The following is a 15,251-nucleotide window of genomic DNA, read 5'->3' as shown; positions in this document are numbered from 1 at the left end:
CGTACGTGGGGTCACCGGGCGACCTCCCGGACGGACTCATCGGCGCGGACGGCGTCGAACGCGTCTCTCAGTACGGCCTGTTCGTCGGCGTCGGGGCCCGCGCCGCGCACATGGGCCACGAAGTCCTCCGCGATCTCCTGCTCGCTGCGGCCCGCGAGCCGCCGGGCGTAGGAGACGTCCGGGTCCTCGGGGGCCCGCTCCGGTTCGAAGACGAGGCTGAGCGTGTGCGGGAAGCGCTCGGTCAGCCGGGCCATGGGCTCCGTGGGGCGGACCGGGTCGGTGAGGGTCGCCTCGACCCACGCCTCCTCGTGGCGCGCCAGCCGCGGATCGGCGAGCAGGTCTTCCAGGCGCCCCCGGACCCGGGCGAGCTTCCGGGGAACGGGACAGTCGACCCGCTCCGCGCCCACGAATCCCTCCGGCCCCAGGTCCACCAGCCACATGCCCTTGCGGTGGTCGACCTCCGAGAAGGAGTACGGCAGCGGGGAACCGGAGTAACGCACGCGCTCGGTGATGGTCTGGCTGCCGTGCAGATGGCCCAGCGCGGTGTAGTCGACGCCGTCGAAGACCCCGGCGGGTACGGCGGCGACCCCGCCCACGGTGATGTCCCGCTCACTGTCGCTGGCCGCCCCGCCGGTGACGAAGGCGTGGGCGAGGACCACGGAACGGGTGCCCGGCGCGCGCGTGGCGAGGTCGGCGCGGACCCGGTCCATGGCGGCGGCGAGGACGGTCTCGTGCCCCGCCTTCTCGACACCGAACTCGGCCTTGACCAGGGCCGGTTCGAGATAGGGCAGTCCGTAGAAGGCCACGTCGCCGTGGTCGTCGGCGAGCAGCACCGGCGTGCCGCAGGCGGAGGGCTCGGTCCGCAGATGGATGCCCGCGCGGCCTATGAGCCCGGCGCCGACGCCGAGCCGGCGCGCCGAGTCGTGGTTCCCGGAGACCATCACCGTGGGCACTCCGAGGTCGGCGAGCCGGTGCAGCGCGTCGTCGAAGAGCTCGACGGCGGCCAGCGGCGGCACCGCCCGGTCGTACACGTCCCCGGACACGACCACCGCGTCGACGTCGTGCTCACGCACGGTCGCGACGAGGTGACCGATGAACCCGGCCTGGGCATCGAGCATGTTCACCCGGTGGAAGGCCCGGCCGAGATGCCAGTCGGACGTGTGCAGAATCCTCATGATCCCCGAGACTAACGGGCGGGTCGGACATCACGGGCGGCTACTCCCGTATCGGTCCGCGCCGCCCGCCTATGCGTCCCCGTACGCCTCTCCACCCAGTTCGAACCCGGCCGTCCCGGCCGTCGCATCGGCGAGCCACGCCCGGAAGGGCTCGACGTCGGTGTCCGGCAGTCCGATCTCGATCGTGACGGCCTCGCCGTACCGGACGTCACGGACCTCGCGCCCGGTGGACCGCAGGTCGTTCTGAATCCTGCCGGCCCGCTGGTGGTCGACCGTGACCGTGGCCAGCCGGAAGCGTTTGCGCGTGAGTGTGCCGAGGGCGTCCAGTGCCTCGCCCACCGAGCCTCCGTACGCCCTGATCAGTCCGCCCGCGCCGAGCTTGACCCCACCGTAGTAGCGGGTGACGACGGCGACGACGTACCGCATGTCGCGGCGCAGCAGCATCTGGAGCATGGGCACGCCGGCGGTGCCGCCGGGTTCGCCGTCGTCGCTCGCCTTCTGGACGGCGGCGTCGGCTCCGATGACGTAGGCGTAGCAGTTGTGCGTGGCGTCGGCGTGCTCCTTGCGGACGCCCGCGATGAACTCCTGGGCCTCCTGCTCGGTGGCCGCCGGGGCGAGAGCGCACAGGAAGCGGGAGCGGTTGACCTCGGTCTCGTGCACGCCCGCGTGGGCCACTGTGCGGTACTCGTCCTGCATCACGCCAGCGTATGCGCTTGTCGCGCGCGTGCGGCACGGCGGACCCGGACCGCGCCGCACACGCGTGTGCGGCGCGGTCCGGGAATCTGGCAGACCCGGCGAGGGGGCGCGCTCCGACGCGCGGAGGTCGCGGCGCGCTCGACCGCTCGCGGCGCGGCCGGTTTCCGGCGCGGACGGCCCCGGTGACCGCGCACCCGGCGGCTCCGAGACCGCGACCGCGGCGGGCCGGCCGCGCGCCGTGGCTCCGCCGAGCACCGCACCCGGCCGCGGCGGCGGGTCCGCCGGTGATCACCTCCGGCGAGGGCACCACGCTCCTCCGGGCGCACAAGGCCCCCGTGGAGGCGCCCCGAGCCCCACGCCATCGCCCCGGCGACAGCACGACGGCCCCGGTCGCCTCGCGGACAACCCGTGTCACCCCGCGGCCGATGCCCGTCGCCGCCCCGGTCTCCGCGGGGCCCCTCCGGACGTCCGGACCCGGCTCAGGTGCGAGGGGCGGGGTGGTGGATACTCGCTCCTCGTTGCCCGAAGCCGGATCGCCGGCCCGACCGATCGCAGGGAGATCGCAGCATGACCGGCACCCAGGTGGACAGTTCGGACTCCGCGGAGCCCCTCGAACGGGAGCCCTCCGCAGCCGCGCCGCGCTGGCGGGCGTGGCTTCTGGAGGGACTCAGCGAGCAGTCGGCCAAGCACCCCGGCCCGCACGCCACCCCGGACGCCGAGCACCAGGGCCACAAATGGTGGCGGGTGATGTGCCTCACCGGCGTCGACTACTTCTCCACACTGGGCTACCAGCCGGGTATCGCGGCCCTCGCTGCCGGACTGCTCTCCCCGCTCGCGACCCTCGTCCTGATCGGGCTCACCCTGCTCGGCGCGCTGCCGGTCTACCGTCGCGTCGCCAAGGAGAGCCCGCACGGCGAGGGTTCGATCGCGATGCTGGAGCGGCTGCTGCCCTGGTGGGCCGGGAAGATCTTCGTCCTGGTGCTGCTCGGCTTCGCGGCCACCGACTTCCTGATCACGATCACCCTGTCCGGAGCGGACGCCTCCGCACACGTCGTGGAGAATCCTTTCGCTCCGCACTGGATGCACGGTGGGAACACCTGGATCACCCTCCTCCTCATAGCCGCGCTCGGCGCGGTCTTCCTGAAGGGCTTCAAGGAGGCCATCGGGATCGCGGTGGCGCTCGTGGCCACCTATCTCACCCTCAATGTCGTCGTTCTGGCCGTCTCCGCCTGGCAGGTGCTCAGCCACCCGGTGAAGATCGGCGACTGGACCGACGCGATGACGGCCGCACACTCCTCGCCGCTCGCCATGATCGGCGTGGCGCTCCTCGTCTTCCCGAAGCTGGCGCTCGGCATGTCCGGCTTCGAGACGGGCGTGGCGGTGATGCCACAGGTCGAGGGTGACCCGACGGACACGTACGAGAAGCCGACGGGCCGGATCCGCGAGACCCGCAGGCTGCTCACCACGGCCGCCGTGATCATGAGCTGTTTCCTGCTGCTGTCCAGCCTGGCGACAACGATCCTGATCCCGCAGGACGAGTTCAAGAGCGGCGGTTCGGCGAACGGCCGCGCCCTCGCCTACCTGGCCCACCAGCACCTGGGCGAGGCGTTCGGCACGGTCTACGACCTCTCGACCATCGCGATCCTCTGGTTCGCGGGTGCCTCCGCGCTCGCCGGTCTCCTCAACCTCGTCCCGCGCTACCTGCCGCGTTACGGCATGGCCCCCGAGTGGACGCGCGCCGTCCGCCCCCTCGTGCTCGTCTTCATGGCGGCCGCGGTCCTCATCACCCTGTGGTTCAACGCGAACGTCGACGACCAGAGCGGCGCGTACGCGACCGGTGTGCTGGTCCTGATGCTCTCCGCGTCCTTCGCCTCGGCGGTCGCCGTGCACCAGCGGGGCCACCGCGCCGCCGCGATCGGCTTCGGCGCGATCACCGCGGTCTTCGGCTACACCCTGGTCACCAACGTCATCGAACGCCCCGACGGCATCAAGATCGCGCTGATCTTCATCCTGGCGATCCTGATCACCTCGTTCGCCTCGCGGGTGCGCCGCGCCTTCGAACTGCGCGCCGCCGAGGTGACGTTCGACGAGGCCGCGGCCCGTTTCGTCGACGAGGCCGCGGCGAGCGGACCGCTGCGGCTGATCGCGAACGAGCCGCACGAGCACAGCACCCGGGAGTACCGCGCCAAGGAGTACAGCCAGCGCGAGCAGACGCACATCCCGGACGGCCGTCCCGTGCTGTTCCTGGAGGTGTTCGTGACCGACTCCTCGGACTTCACCGCCGACCTGGCCGTGCACGGCGACGAGAAGCACGGGGTGCGCAGGCTGCGCGTCGAGGGCGCGACCGTGCCCAACACCATCGCGGCCGTCATGATGCGGCTGCGCGACCGCACCGGCCAGGTCCCGCACGCCTACTTCAACTGGACCGAGGGCAACCCCCTCAGCCACCTGGTCCGCTTCCTCGTCTTCGGCGACGGCGAGGTCGCCCCGGTCACCCGCGAAGTGCTCCGGCGCGCCGAGCCGGACCCCGAGCGCAGGCCCCGGATCCACGTGGGCTAGCTCTGTCTCCTCAGTCCTTCTTCTTGCCCCGCGGCACGGTCACGCCCGTCAGCAGCGCCGTGCCCGGGGCGAGCGCGTCCCAGGAGTCCCCGTGCCAGGCGAGGACCGCCGTCGCGGAGGTCGGGAACTTCGTCCGTACGTCGTCCAACGCGTCATCGAGACTGTCCCCGGCCAGTTCGAGCACGAGTTCCTCCACTCCGGGGTTGTGCCCGATCAGCAGCAACGTCCTGATCTGGTCGGGGACTTCGTGCAGGGCCGCCAGCAACTCCGGTACCTCGGCGCCGTACAGCCGCCGGTCGAACCGTACGGGCGGCGGGGTGCCCCACTGCCGGGCCGCCAACTCCCAGGTCTGGCGGGCGCGTACGGCGGTGGAGCACAGGGCGAGGTCCGGCAGACAGTCCGACTCGGCGAGGGCGCGTCCGGCGGCCGGGGCGTCGCGGCGGCCGCGCGGGGCGAGGGGCCGCTCGTGATCGGCGACACCCGTGGGCCATGCCGACTTGGCGTGCCGCAGGACGACGAGTCTGCGCAGCGGGCCCGCTCCGGCGCGCGCGATCACCGCTGCGCCCCGATGTCACGCGTGAGTTCGAGCCCGAGGAGACGGTCCGCGTAGGCGTACGTCTCGAAGCGGGCGCCGTCCGGCACGTCGTCCGCGTGCTCGACGCGCCGCAGCACCTCGAGTACGGCGGGTACGTCGAGGTCGTCCTCCCACGCGGCGCGCAGTTCCTGGCGTACGCGCTCGGGGACGGGCTTGGACGGCCGGGTGGCCCAGGTCGCGACGGACTTGCGCCAGCGCGCCAGCGTCTCGCGGGCGCCGTCGAGGTCGGCGGCAGCGAGGTCGACGGACTGTCGGCGCGGGGCCGCGAGCAGGACCATCCTCAGCAGCGCCGGGTCGGCCGTGCCGTGCACCGGGCCGACCTCGATGCGGATGCCCTCCACGGTGGTGGCGTCGGGCGCGAGCACATGCAGGGCCGGGCCCGCACCGCTCCGGTCGCCCTCGGCCCGGCGGATGCCGAGCGCGTCGGCGCGCGCCCGGAGTTCCGGGGGCGGGTCGGCCACCGTGACGACGGGGGTCCCACCGAGTTCCAGGGTCCTGGCGAGCACGTCGGCGACCAGCAGCACGCGTAGGGCGGACAGATCGTCCCGCTCCACGTGCGCCTCGACGCGGGTCAGGCTCCGGCGGGCAGGGACGGCGTCGATGGGCTCGCCCGTTCGGGCGTCGGTGATACGCAGCACGGAGCGAGCGTAGGCGGGCGGGAGCCCGGGCGCAGGGAGGTCGGACCCATTCCGGACACGCGGGCTTCCCCTGCCGTCCCGCGTACGGGAGGTGGGTGGTTCCACCCCGGGAGGTGTAGCCCACTGCACCAGGGGTTCGGGAGATCGCTCTCTCGTGGGCGCGGCCGGGGGACGCGAGGGTTGATCCCGACGGACAACAGCCCGTCGAGATCAACCCTCCTCACCCTTCTTCGGCCCGGAAGAGGACCGCATCCCCATGACCATCCGTGTCCTGCTCGCCGACGACCAAGCCCTGTTGCGGGCGACGTTCCGCATCCTGATCGACTCCTGCTCCGACATGGAAGTGGTCGACGAGGCCGCCGACGGCCGGGCAGCGGTCTCACTCGCGCGTACCCACCGCCCCGACGTCGTCCTCATGGACATCCGTATGCCGGGGGCCGACGGGCTCACCGCCACCGCCACCATCTGCGCCGACCCCGGCCTCGCCACCACCCGCGTCCTCATCCTCACGACGTTCGAGACCGACGAGGACGTGGCCCGGTCCCTGCGTGCCGGAGCCAGCGGCTTCCTCGGCAAGGACGTCACCGCGGACGAACTCCTGAGCGGCATCCGCACCGTGGCGGCGGGCGACGCGCTCCTCTCCCCCCGGGCCACACGCACCCTGGTCACCCGGTTCCTCGCGTCCCCCGCACCCGGTGCCCAACCGGCGCTTCCCGGACGGCTGGCGGCTCTCACCGCTCGCGAGCGAGAGGTGACCGCGCTGGCGGCCGAGGGAAGGTCCAACGACGAGATCGCCGAGGAACTCGTCGTCAGCCCGCTGACCGTCCGCACCCATGTGCACCGCGCCATGACCAAACTCCACGCCCGCGACCGGGCTCAACTGGTCGTCATCGCCTACCGGTTCGGACTCGTACAGATCTCACGCCCCCCGGAGTGAGCGAGCCCGGCCCGCACGTCGTCCCCCTGGCCACAGCGCCCCACCGTGGGTGAGAATGCCGTATGCCAGAATTGGAGAATGTGACTTATGTCACTCACTAGGGGGCACGACTCGTGGACCTGGACTTCACGGACGACCAGAGTGCGCTTCGCGACACGTTGCGCACGTTCTTCGAGAAGGAGTCGTCCACCGCGGCCGTACGGGCGGCGGAGCCACTCGGGTTCGACGCGGCGCTGTGGCGGAAGGTCGTCGACCTGGGGCTCGCCGCGATCGCCGTACCCGAGCACCTCGGTGGCGGCGGTGCCGGTTTCGTGGAACTGGCCATCGCGGCGGAGTGCCTCGGGCGCTCCCTGGCTCCGGTGCCCCTGATCGAGGCGGCGGTGGCGAACGACCTCATCGCATCGCTGTCCGACATCGCATCGCTGTCCGACGGAGGTTCGCCGCTGCCCGGCGGGGGCTCGTCGTCGGCCGGCGCGCCGGATGCCCGTGTGGAATCCCTCACCGCGCGCGCCGTCGCGGGCGAGCTCCTGGCGACCCTGGCGCTGCGCCCGGCGACGGGCGACCTCGCGCGGCTGGTGCCGGCGGGCGCGGTGGCCGATCTCGTGGCCGTCCTGCGGGGTGACGAACTCCTCCTGCTCCGGCAGCCGGACCGCGGCCCCGCCGCGCCGGGCGGGGCCGTCCACAATCTCGGGGCACTTCCGCTCGCCGACTGCCCCATCGACACGGAACACGCCCTGGTGCTGGCGCGCGGACCGGCCGCCGTCCGCGCCTATCGCCGCGCCCTGAGCCGGTGGGAACTGCTGACCGGCGCGGCGCTCTTCGGCCTCGGCTCGAAGGCCCTCGACATCGGCGTCGACTACGTGATGCAACGCAAGGCGTTCGGCGTGCTCATCGGCACGTTCCAGACCATCCAGCACCGCCTGGCCGACAACGCGATCGCCCTCGACGGTGCCCGTCTGCTGGCCTACGAGGCTGCCTGGGCCCAGGACGAGAACCTGCCCACGGCCGACACCTCGGCGACCATGGCCTTTCTGTTCGCCGCGGAGACCGCCCACAAGACGGCGTCGGAGGTCCTGCACTTCCACGGCGGATACGGCTACACGCTGGAGTACGACATCCAGCTCTACTTCCGGCGGGCCAAGGCCTGGTCACTCGTCGCGGGCGACTCCCGCGCGGCGTACGCGCGGCTCGCGCACCGCGTCTTCGGCGCGACACAGGACCAGGGACAGGCACAGGCCCAGACCCAGGCACCGGCACCGGCACCGGCACCGGCAGAGAGGGCGGGCTGACGATGGACTTCCGCGAATTCGACGAACTGGCCTCGCACCGCGAGGCGGCCTGCGCTTGGGTCGAGGCCCATGTGCGACCGGAGTGGGGGGAGGAACAGCGCCGCTCCGGCACGCATCAGACCGCCGAGCTGCACACCCTGCTCGCGCGCGACGGGATCCTCGCGGCCGACTGGGCGCCCGAGTACGGCGGGAGCGGGGTCGATCCCGGCTTCGCCCGGGCCGTGTTCGACGAACTCGGCCGCAGAGGGCTCGCCTCCGACGGCTGGTCCACGACCTCCATGGTGCTGCGCACCATCGAGCACGTGGGAACCGAGGAGCAGAAGCGCGAGTACATCCCGGCCGCGCTCCGCGGCGACACGCTCATCGCCCTGGGCTACAGCGAGCCGGACTCCGGCTCGGACGTCGCCGCGGCGAAGACCACCGCGGTCCGGGACGGCGACGAGTGGGTCATCAACGGCCAGAAGATGTTCACCAGCACCGCCCAGCTGTGCAGCCATGTGTTCGTGCTGGCCCGCACCAGTCCGGACGTGCCCAAGCACAAGGGGCTGTCGATGTTCCTCGTGCCGACCGACAGCGCCGGGTACGACATCCAGCCGATCCACACGCTCGGCGGGCAGCGCACCAACGCCACGTTCTACGCCGACGTGCGGGTCCCGGATTCCGCACGCCTCGGCGGGGTCGACGGCGGGTGGGGCGTCATGCACGTGGCGCTGGTCCACGAACGCTCCGCGTCCAGCCCCGGCTCGGACGGCGGTTCCCTGGTCGGGGATCTGGCCGCCTGGGCACGCACCGCGCGACGCCCCGACGGGACGACGGTCCTCGACGACCCGCTGGCCGCCGAGCGGATCGGCAGGATGGCGGTCGACGAGGAGGTCACCCGCCTGCTCGCCCTGCGCAACCGGTGGCGCGCCCAGAAGGGCGACCTCCCCGGTGTCGAGGGGTCGATGTGGAAGTTGTTCGCCACGGAGGCCGCGCAGCGCCACTCCAGCGACATCCTCGACATCCTGGGCCCCGAGGGCGTACTGGCCCCGGACGCGGCCGGCGCCCCCGCGGGCGGCAGATTCGAGAAGGGCTTCCGGGCGGCGGTGGTCGGCACCATCTACGGCGGGACCAGCGAGATCCTCCGCGAGATCATCGCGGAGCGCCACCTCAGGCTGCCCAGGAACCGCTGACGGTACGGGGTCCTGCGGGGCGGCGGTGAGCGACATACGGCAGGCGCCCCTGACCTGCGGCGCCGAGGCTCGACCGGGCCTCGGCGCCGAGAAGCCGGACCCAGGAGCGCGACACCGGCCCCGAGGACCGCAACGGCGTTGTGGCCAGAAACGGCCCACGCGTCCGCCGGGACACGGCCACCGCGTCAGCCGGGTGACCCCCGCGTAGGCCGGCACCCCCGGCGTCAGGCCTTGCGAGGAGCCTCGGGCAGCAGGTCGATCTCGTCCTCGGCGTGTGCGAAGAAGTCGTCGGCCAGCCGATGGCACAGCGTGGCGAGCCGCTCCAGGTCTCTCGGCGACCAGTCCGCCAACGCGACCGACATGCCTCGGCAGCTCGCCTCCCGCACGCGGTCGACCGCGTCCCGGCCGGCCGGCGTGAGTTCGATGCGCTGGGCCCGGCGGTCGTTCGGGTCCGGGACGCGCGTCAGATAGCCGGTCTTCTCCAGCTGCTGCACCTGCCGCGTCACGTGGGACGCCTCGACGGACAGCAGATTCGCCAGCTCACTGGGCCGCAGCGAGCCGGAGTCGGCGACCTGTCGCAGCAGCGCCACGGCGGCCCGGTCCAGCGGCAGTCCGGCCAGCGCCATGAGGCGCTCATGCTGACGAACCCTGCTGGTCAGATACGAGATACGGGTGAGCGCACGCTCGATCTCGGCCACGTCCGTCAGCGCGGGATCTGCTGGTCTGGGCGGTGGTGTCGACATGGGACGACTCTAACGTCTACTTGCATAAGTCAAGCAATATCGAGTGAGGCCGAAAGGTCATGAGGACTGCTCGGGCCCCGCCTCTCAGGAGTCGAGGTCGTCGGCGAAGTGCCGGTAGCCGTGCCGGTCCTGATGGATGTTCCAGAGGGCCTCCGCGAGCGCGGCGGGATCCTTCCTGGGATGTCCGGGGCTGATCGCGCCGGGGATGACGAGTTGCGCGACATGGATGCCCTCGTCGGCGAGCGCACCGTGCAACAGGTGTCCGTAGGCGCTCTCGGCGGCGAAGGCGAGGGACGTACCGGCCCGGTCGGGGTGGGGTACCGCGGCGGTGCCGCCGTTGACGAACAGGATGGTGCCGCGGCCGAGGGCGCGCATGCCGGGCAGCACCTGGAGCACGGCGGCGACGGGGCCGTACACCGAGAACTCGATCGGTCCCACGAGGTCGGCCGGGGTGGTTTCCAGGACCGGCCGCATGAACTCCCGCTGCGGGACCGGGCTGTACTGCATGACCTCGATGGGCCCCAGGGTCGCGGTCGCCGCGTCCAGCGCCGCTTCGAGAGCCTTCGGATCGCGTACGTCGGCCGCGAAACCGCGCGCCGTCAGGCCCTCCCCCACCAACTCGGCGGAGAGGGTCTGCGCCCGGTCCGTGGTGCGGGTGATGAGGGCGACGTCGAACCCCTCGCGGCCGAACCGCCGTGCGACGGCGACTCCGAGGCCGGGTCCTGCTCCGATGATGGCGATGGTGGTCATGGTCTTCCTTGGGGCCGCGGGGGTGGGGCTGCCTACGAGGGGCAGCATGCCCCCCGTAGGCCCCCGCCGCTCGTCACTCACGGACAGGGCCCCCACGCCACGGGGAATCACCGTGTGCCTCATGCTGTTCTCCGGCTGAGCACGCAGAACAGGCCAAGCGGGCCCATGACAGTCCTTGACACCAGACCCAGGAGGCCGACCGTGTACGGCGACCCGGCAACGATCCGCAAGATCCTCACCGAACTCGGCGACACCTGGGCGATCGTGGGCCTCTCGTCCAACGAGGGGCGCGCGGCGTACGGAGTCGCCGACGTTCTCCAGCGCTACGGCAAGCGGATCGTCCCCGTGCACCCGAAGGCGGAGACCGTTCACGGCGAGAAGGGCTACCCGTCGCTGGACGCGATCCCGTTCGACGTCGATGTCGTCGATGTCTTCGTCAACAGCGACCTCGCGGGGCCCGTGGCCGACGAAGCCGCCGCCGCCGGTGCCAAGGCCGTCTGGTTCCAGCTCGGAGTCGTCGACGAGGGCGCGTACGGCCGCACCCGCGCCGCCGGACTCGACATGGTCATGGACCGCTGCCCCGCCATCGAGATCCCGCGCCTCGGCTGAGCGGCGTCCGCACGGCGAGTCGGTTCGGGGCAAACCCGGTTGACGGCCGGTGGCGGGGATCGGTTTGCTGCTCCGGTGTCCACACTCACCTTTCAGCAGTCGGACGACGAGGCCGGTCTCAAGGACTGGCAGTACGTCCACAATGTCATCGTGCCGCCCGCCGCCCTGTCGCTCGACGAGGTCCGTGAGCGGGCCGGGCGCAACCACCTGGAGATCGCGTACCTCGGCGACGTCCTGGTGGGCTGCTCGACCGTGCGTCCGCCCAAGGACGGCGGCGCGACGGCCACGGTGATCGCCCGGGTCCTGCCCGCACACCGTCGGCAGGGGTTCGGTGAGGAGCTCTACGAGCGCGGACTGAAGCAGGCGCGGGCGCTGGGCGCGGACGTGATCGAGACGGTCGTACTGGCGTCCAACGAGGACGGGCTGCGGTTCGCCGTGCAGCGCGGGTTCGTCGAGATCGAGCGGTATGTGCTGCCGGGCGAAACGGCCGAGTGGGTCGACCTGCGACTGGCCTGAGCCCGGCCGGCCCCGGTGACCGCGCCCCGGTCACCGCGCCCGGTCGAGGAACGCCGTCACCGTTTCCGTGAAGCGCCGGGGGTCGTCGAGCCACGGATGGTGGCCGGCCCCCGGCTGGACGATCAGCTCCCCCTCGGGGAACAGCTCCGCCACGGTGGCGGCCACGCGCGGCAGGGGCCCACTGTCGAGTTCACCCGCGAGCAGCAGGACCGGGGCGTCCAGCGTGGCGGCGACGGCGCGGGCCACGGCGGGTTCGAAGGCACCCGCGGACGCGTACAGGTCCGCGGCCTCCTCGTTGGTCTGTTCGACCTCGGTCCCGGCGTGCGCCTGCGCGGTCGCGTCCCAGCGGCCGTAGAAGAACGGGGCGACGGCGTCCCAGTCGGCATCGTCCGTCGAGCCCGCCCAGATCCGTTCGTAGGCGTCGTACGCCGCCGCGAACCACGGCTCGGCCCCGCGCCGCGCGGCGGCTTCCCTGCGGTGCTCCTCGGTGAAGTCGATACCGAGGGCCCGGGCGCGCCCGGTGACCGAGGTGAGGGTGCGGATGCGGTCCGGATACCGGGCCGCGTAGAGGAGCGCGAGGTCACCTGCCGCCGAGTGGGCGAGGAGATCGACCCGTTCCAACCCCAGGTGCGCCCGGAAGGCCTCGACGTCGTCCACCTGCCGGTCGCAGCGGTACGTCGCCGGGTCGGCCGGGACGGCGGAGTCACCGGTCCCCCGCAGATCCAGCAGGAGCAGCCGACGGTGCCGCGACAGCCCGCCGAGATCGCCGAGATAGGCGGAGGCACGCATGGGCCCACCGGGCAGACAGAGCAGCGGCTCTCCCTGGCCCGTGACGTGGTAGGCCAGTTCGGTCCCGTCGGGGGCGGGGAAGATCGGCATTCCGTCATCCTCATGACGACGGGACGCTCGGGGCAAGCGTTTTTGCGCGGCGCCGGGGGAGGTCACCGGACCAAAAACGTCCAGGCCGACCGGTACGGGTCGGCCTGGACGTCCTGTCCTGGATGATCAGACGAGCATCAGACCAGGTCGAACCGGTCGAGGTTCATGACCTTGTCCCACGCCGCGACGAAGTCCTTCACGAACTTCGCGTTGGCGTCGTCGCCCGCGTAGACCTCGGCGATCGCGCGCAGCTCGGAGTTCGAGCCGAAGACGAGGTCGGCACGGGTGCCGGTCCACTTGACCTCGCCGGTGGCGTCGTCGCGGGCCTCGAAGGTGGTCGCGTCCTCGGTCGTCGGCGTCCACGTCGTGCCCAGGTCGAGCAGGTTGACGTAGAAGTCGTTGGTCAGCGTGCCGGGGTTCGCGGTGAGGACACCGTGCGCCGACTGCTGGTGGTTGGCGCCCAGGACGCGCAGGCCACCGACGAGGACCGTCAGCTCGGGAGCGCTCAGGGTCAGCAGGTTCGCGCGGTCCAGCAGCAGGTACTCAGCCGGGAGGCGGTTGCCCTTGCCGAGGTAGTTGCGGAACCCGTCGGCGGTCGGCTCCAGCGCGGCGAAGGACTCCGCGTCGGTGTGCTCCTCCGTCGCGTCGACGCGGCCCGGGGTGAAGGGCACCTCGATGTCGTGACCGGCGTCCTTGGCGGCCTTCTCGACGGCGGCGCTGCCGCCGAGCACGATCAGGTCGGCCAGGGAGACCTTCTTGGCACCGGTGTTGAACTCCCGCTGGATGCCCTCCAGCGTGCGCAGCACCGCCGCGAGCTGGTCGGGGTCGTTGGCCTCCCAGCCGCGCTGCGGCTCGAGGCGGATGCGCGCGCCGTTGGCGCCGCCGCGCTTGTCGCTGCCGCGGAACGTCGAGGCCGACGCCCAGGCGGCGGAGACCAGCTGCGGGACGGTCAGCCCCGAGTCGAGGATCTTCGCCTTGAGGGCGGTGACGTCGTCGGCGCCGATGGCCTCGCCCTCCGCCTCCGGCAGCGGGTCCTGCCACAGCAGGGTCTCCTCCGGGACCTCCGGGCCGAGGTAGAGCGACTTCGGGCCCATGTCACGGTGGGTCAGCTTGTACCAGGCGCGGGCGAAGGCGTCCGCGAACTCCGCGGGGTTCTCGTGGAAGCGGCGGGAGATCGGCTCGTAGATCGGGTCGAGGCGCAGCGACAGGTCCGTCGTGAGCATCGACGGGGCGATCTTCTTCGAGGCGTCGTGGGCGGCCGGGACGGTGCCCTCGCCCGCGCCGTCCTTCGGCTTCCACTGGTTGGCGCCGGCGGGGCTCTGGGTCAGCTCCCACTCGTAGCCGAAGAGGTTGTCGAAGAAGCCGTTGCTCCACTGGGTGGGCGTGGTGGTCCAGGTGACCTCCAGGCCGGAGGTGATGGCGTCCGCGCCCTTGCCGGTGCCGTACGTGCTCTTCCAGCCCAGGCCCTGTGCCTCGATCGGGGCGGCCTCGGGGTCGGCGCCGACGCTCTCCGCCGGGCCCGCGCCGTGGGTCTTGCCGAAGGTGTGACCGCCCGCGATGAGGGCGACCGTCTCCTCGTCGTTCATCGCCATGCGGCGGAACGTCTCACGGATGTCGCGGGCCGCGGCGATCGGGTCCGGGTTGCCGTTGGGGCCCTCGGGGTTGACGTAGATGAGGCCCATCTGGACGGCGCCGAGCGGGTTCTCCAGCTCGCGGTCGCCGGTGTAGCGCTGGTCGTCGAGCCAGGTGGTCTCGGGGCCCCAGTACACGTCCTCCTCGGACTCCCAGACGTCCGCGCGGCCGCCGGCGAAGCCGAAGGTCTCGAAGCCCATCTGCTCCAGGGCCACGTTGCCGGTGAGGATCATGAGGTCGGCCCAGGAGAGGCTCTGGCCGTACTTCTTCTTGACCGGCCACAGCAGGCGGCGGGCCTTGTCGAGGTTGCCGTTGTCCGGCCAGCTGTTGAGGGGGGCGAAGCGCTGCTGGCCGGCGCCGGCGCCGCCACGGCCGTCGCTGATGCGGTAGGTGCCCGCGCTGTGCCAGGCCATGCGGATCATGAACGGGCCGTAGTTGCCGAAGTCGGCCGGCCACCAGTCCTGCGAGGTGGTCAGCACCTCGGCGATGTCCTGCTTCACGGCCGCCAGGTCCAGGGTCTTGAACGCCTCGGCGTAGTCGAACTCCTCACCGAGGGGGTTCGCGACGGCGGGGTTCTTGGCCAGGATCTTCAGGTTGAGCCGCTCCGGCCACCACTGGCGGTTTCCGCCGCCCTGGGTCGGATGCGCGGCGCGCCCGTGCGCGACGGGGCAGCCACCTGCGCCCTCCGACTTCGCATCGGTGACGATTGCATCATGGTTCTCGGACATGGGAATCCTTCCGGACGGGGCGGATCACTGTGCTCAGGAACTGCGGGCGGTGGAACAGTCGGTCGAAACAGTCGAAACAGCCGGGGCACTGCCCCCTGGGGATGTCGTCGACGACACCGTACGACCGGCGCATGACGTAGTGGTGGCAGTCGCCGACGCGTCGCTCGAACCGGGTCGGGCTGCCGGGCTCGGGGGTGCGCTCGCGACTGAAGTGGGCGAGCTCCACCCGTCTTCTGAACGTCACGTGCCTTTCCCTGCTGTTGTCCGGTCCCTTGGCTGTCGCCAGAACTGATCCTACGATGGACCCAGTCCAAGTCAATACGAGAACCAGAC

The 15,251-nt window shown here is 71.8% G+C and carries 15 protein-coding genes; 6 read left to right on the top strand and 9 right to left on the bottom strand.

Annotated elements, in window-relative coordinates; translation table 11 throughout:
- Positions 1–11: 11 nt before the first annotated feature.
- Together ACZ7M2_RS36905 and ACZ7M2_RS36900 are read right to left on the bottom strand one after the other, a co-directional pair.
- On the bottom strand, positions 12–1,175 hold the full coding sequence (locus ACZ7M2_RS36905) for an exonuclease SbcCD subunit D (RefSeq protein ID WP_471598991.1): 1,164 nt from the start codon (positions 1,173–1,175) through the stop codon (positions 12–14).
- 69 nt (positions 1,176–1,244) lie between these two features.
- Complete coding sequence (locus ACZ7M2_RS36900) at positions 1,245–1,871, bottom strand: YigZ family protein (protein WP_099924016.1); 627 nt, start codon at positions 1,869–1,871, stop codon at positions 1,245–1,247.
- Between the two features lie 567 nt (positions 1,872–2,438).
- Here ACZ7M2_RS36900 and ACZ7M2_RS36895 point away from each other — a divergent pair.
- Positions 2,439–4,430 (top strand): APC family permease, encoded by a 1,992-nt coding sequence (locus tag ACZ7M2_RS36895; RefSeq protein ID WP_471598990.1) that lies wholly within the window; start codon positions 2,439–2,441, stop codon positions 4,428–4,430.
- Positions 4,431–4,440: 10 nt separating this feature from the next.
- Here ACZ7M2_RS36895 and ACZ7M2_RS36890 read toward each other — a convergent pair whose 3' ends face one another.
- Positions 4,441–4,986, bottom strand: a complete 546-nt coding sequence (locus ACZ7M2_RS36890) for a SixA phosphatase family protein (protein ID WP_471598989.1) — start codon at positions 4,984–4,986, stop codon at positions 4,441–4,443.
- Complete coding sequence (locus ACZ7M2_RS36885) at positions 4,983–5,663, bottom strand: hypothetical protein (protein ID WP_471598988.1); 681 nt, start codon at positions 5,661–5,663, stop codon at positions 4,983–4,985. Before ACZ7M2_RS36885 ends, ACZ7M2_RS36890 begins: the two co-directional genes overlap by 4 nt.
- A 256-nt stretch (positions 5,664–5,919) precedes the next feature.
- On the opposite strand from ACZ7M2_RS36885, the gene ACZ7M2_RS36880 reads away from it, so the two are divergent.
- From ACZ7M2_RS36880 to ACZ7M2_RS36870, 3 genes are all read left to right on the top strand, one after another.
- Positions 5,920–6,600, top strand: a complete 681-nt coding sequence (locus ACZ7M2_RS36880) for a response regulator transcription factor (protein WP_471598987.1) — start codon at positions 5,920–5,922, stop codon at positions 6,598–6,600.
- Between the two features lie 113 nt (positions 6,601–6,713).
- A complete protein-coding gene (locus ACZ7M2_RS36875) occupies positions 6,714–7,889 on the top strand; it encodes an acyl-CoA dehydrogenase family protein (RefSeq protein ID WP_471598986.1) in 1,176 nt (391 codons plus the stop codon).
- A gap of 2 nt (positions 7,890–7,891) precedes the next feature.
- Positions 7,892–9,061 (top strand): acyl-CoA dehydrogenase family protein, encoded by a 1,170-nt coding sequence (locus ACZ7M2_RS36870; protein ID WP_471598985.1) that lies wholly within the window; start codon positions 7,892–7,894, stop codon positions 9,059–9,061.
- A 224-nt stretch (positions 9,062–9,285) separates the two neighbouring features.
- On the opposite strand, the gene ACZ7M2_RS36865 is transcribed toward ACZ7M2_RS36870, so the two are convergent.
- Together ACZ7M2_RS36865 and ACZ7M2_RS36860 are read right to left on the bottom strand one after the other, a co-directional pair.
- On the bottom strand, positions 9,286–9,804 hold the full coding sequence (locus tag ACZ7M2_RS36865) for a MarR family winged helix-turn-helix transcriptional regulator (RefSeq protein ID WP_471598984.1): 519 nt from the start codon (positions 9,802–9,804) through the stop codon (positions 9,286–9,288).
- Positions 9,805–9,888: 84 nt separating this feature from the next.
- Positions 9,889–10,554: an SDR family NAD(P)-dependent oxidoreductase gene (locus tag ACZ7M2_RS36860; protein ID WP_471598983.1), complete on the bottom strand. Its 666-nt coding sequence runs from the start codon at positions 10,552–10,554 to the stop codon at positions 9,889–9,891.
- 201 nt (positions 10,555–10,755) lie between these two features.
- Here ACZ7M2_RS36860 and ACZ7M2_RS36855 point away from each other — a divergent pair, with 201 nt between their 5' ends.
- Together ACZ7M2_RS36855 and ACZ7M2_RS36850 are read left to right on the top strand one after the other, a co-directional pair.
- Positions 10,756–11,163 carry a CoA-binding protein gene (locus ACZ7M2_RS36855; RefSeq protein WP_352053563.1) on the top strand — a complete coding sequence of 136 codons (408 nt, stop codon included), beginning with the start codon at positions 10,756–10,758 and terminating at the stop codon, positions 11,161–11,163.
- A gap of 75 nt (positions 11,164–11,238) precedes the next feature.
- Positions 11,239–11,679, top strand: coding sequence for a GNAT family N-acetyltransferase (locus tag ACZ7M2_RS36850; protein ID WP_352053562.1), 441 nt, complete (start codon positions 11,239–11,241; stop codon positions 11,677–11,679).
- Positions 11,680–11,709: 30 nt separating this feature from the next.
- On the opposite strand, the gene ACZ7M2_RS36845 is transcribed toward ACZ7M2_RS36850, so the two are convergent.
- The 3 genes from ACZ7M2_RS36845 to ACZ7M2_RS36835 form a co-directional block, all read right to left on the bottom strand.
- Positions 11,710–12,558 (bottom strand): alpha/beta fold hydrolase, encoded by an 849-nt coding sequence (locus ACZ7M2_RS36845; RefSeq protein WP_471598982.1) that lies wholly within the window; start codon positions 12,556–12,558, stop codon positions 11,710–11,712.
- Between the two features lie 137 nt (positions 12,559–12,695).
- Positions 12,696–14,918: a catalase/peroxidase HPI gene (gene katG, locus ACZ7M2_RS36840; protein WP_471598981.1), complete on the bottom strand. Its 2,223-nt coding sequence runs from the start codon at positions 14,916–14,918 to the stop codon at positions 12,696–12,698.
- Positions 14,902–15,162, bottom strand: coding sequence for a hypothetical protein (locus ACZ7M2_RS36835; protein ID WP_471598980.1), 261 nt, complete (start codon positions 15,160–15,162; stop codon positions 14,902–14,904). Before ACZ7M2_RS36835 ends, katG begins: the two co-directional genes overlap by 17 nt.
- Positions 15,163–15,251 lie beyond the last annotated feature (89 nt).

The organism is Streptomyces sp. NPDC111507, from assembly GCF_055638955.1.
This window is presented reverse-complemented; position numbering and strand designations above follow the sequence as displayed.

Excerpts from the sequence above, each read along its gene's own strand:
- ACZ7M2_RS36860 (WP_471598983.1), bottom strand. The coding sequence starts at position 10,554 with ATGACCACCATCGCCATCATCGGAGCAGGACCCGGCCTCGGAGTCGCC.
- ACZ7M2_RS36865 (WP_471598984.1), bottom strand. The coding sequence starts at position 9,804 with ATGTCGACACCACCGCCCAGACCAGCAGATCCCGCGCTGACGGACGTG.
- ACZ7M2_RS36905 (WP_471598991.1), bottom strand. The coding sequence starts at position 1,175 with ATGAGGATTCTGCACACGTCCGACTGGCATCTCGGCCGGGCCTTCCAC.
- ACZ7M2_RS36880 (WP_471598987.1), top strand. The coding sequence starts at position 5,920 with ATGACCATCCGTGTCCTGCTCGCCGACGACCAAGCCCTGTTGCGGGCG.
- ACZ7M2_RS36845 (WP_471598982.1), bottom strand. The coding sequence starts at position 12,558 with ATGCCGATCTTCCCCGCCCCCGACGGGACCGAACTGGCCTACCACGTC.
- ACZ7M2_RS36870 (WP_471598985.1), top strand. The coding sequence starts at position 7,892 with ATGGACTTCCGCGAATTCGACGAACTGGCCTCGCACCGCGAGGCGGCC.
- katG (WP_471598981.1), bottom strand. The coding sequence starts at position 14,918 with ATGTCCGAGAACCATGATGCAATCGTCACCGATGCGAAGTCGGAGGGC.
- ACZ7M2_RS36900 (WP_099924016.1), bottom strand. The coding sequence starts at position 1,871 with ATGCAGGACGAGTACCGCACAGTGGCCCACGCGGGCGTGCACGAGACC.
- ACZ7M2_RS36895 (WP_471598990.1), top strand. The coding sequence starts at position 2,439 with ATGACCGGCACCCAGGTGGACAGTTCGGACTCCGCGGAGCCCCTCGAA.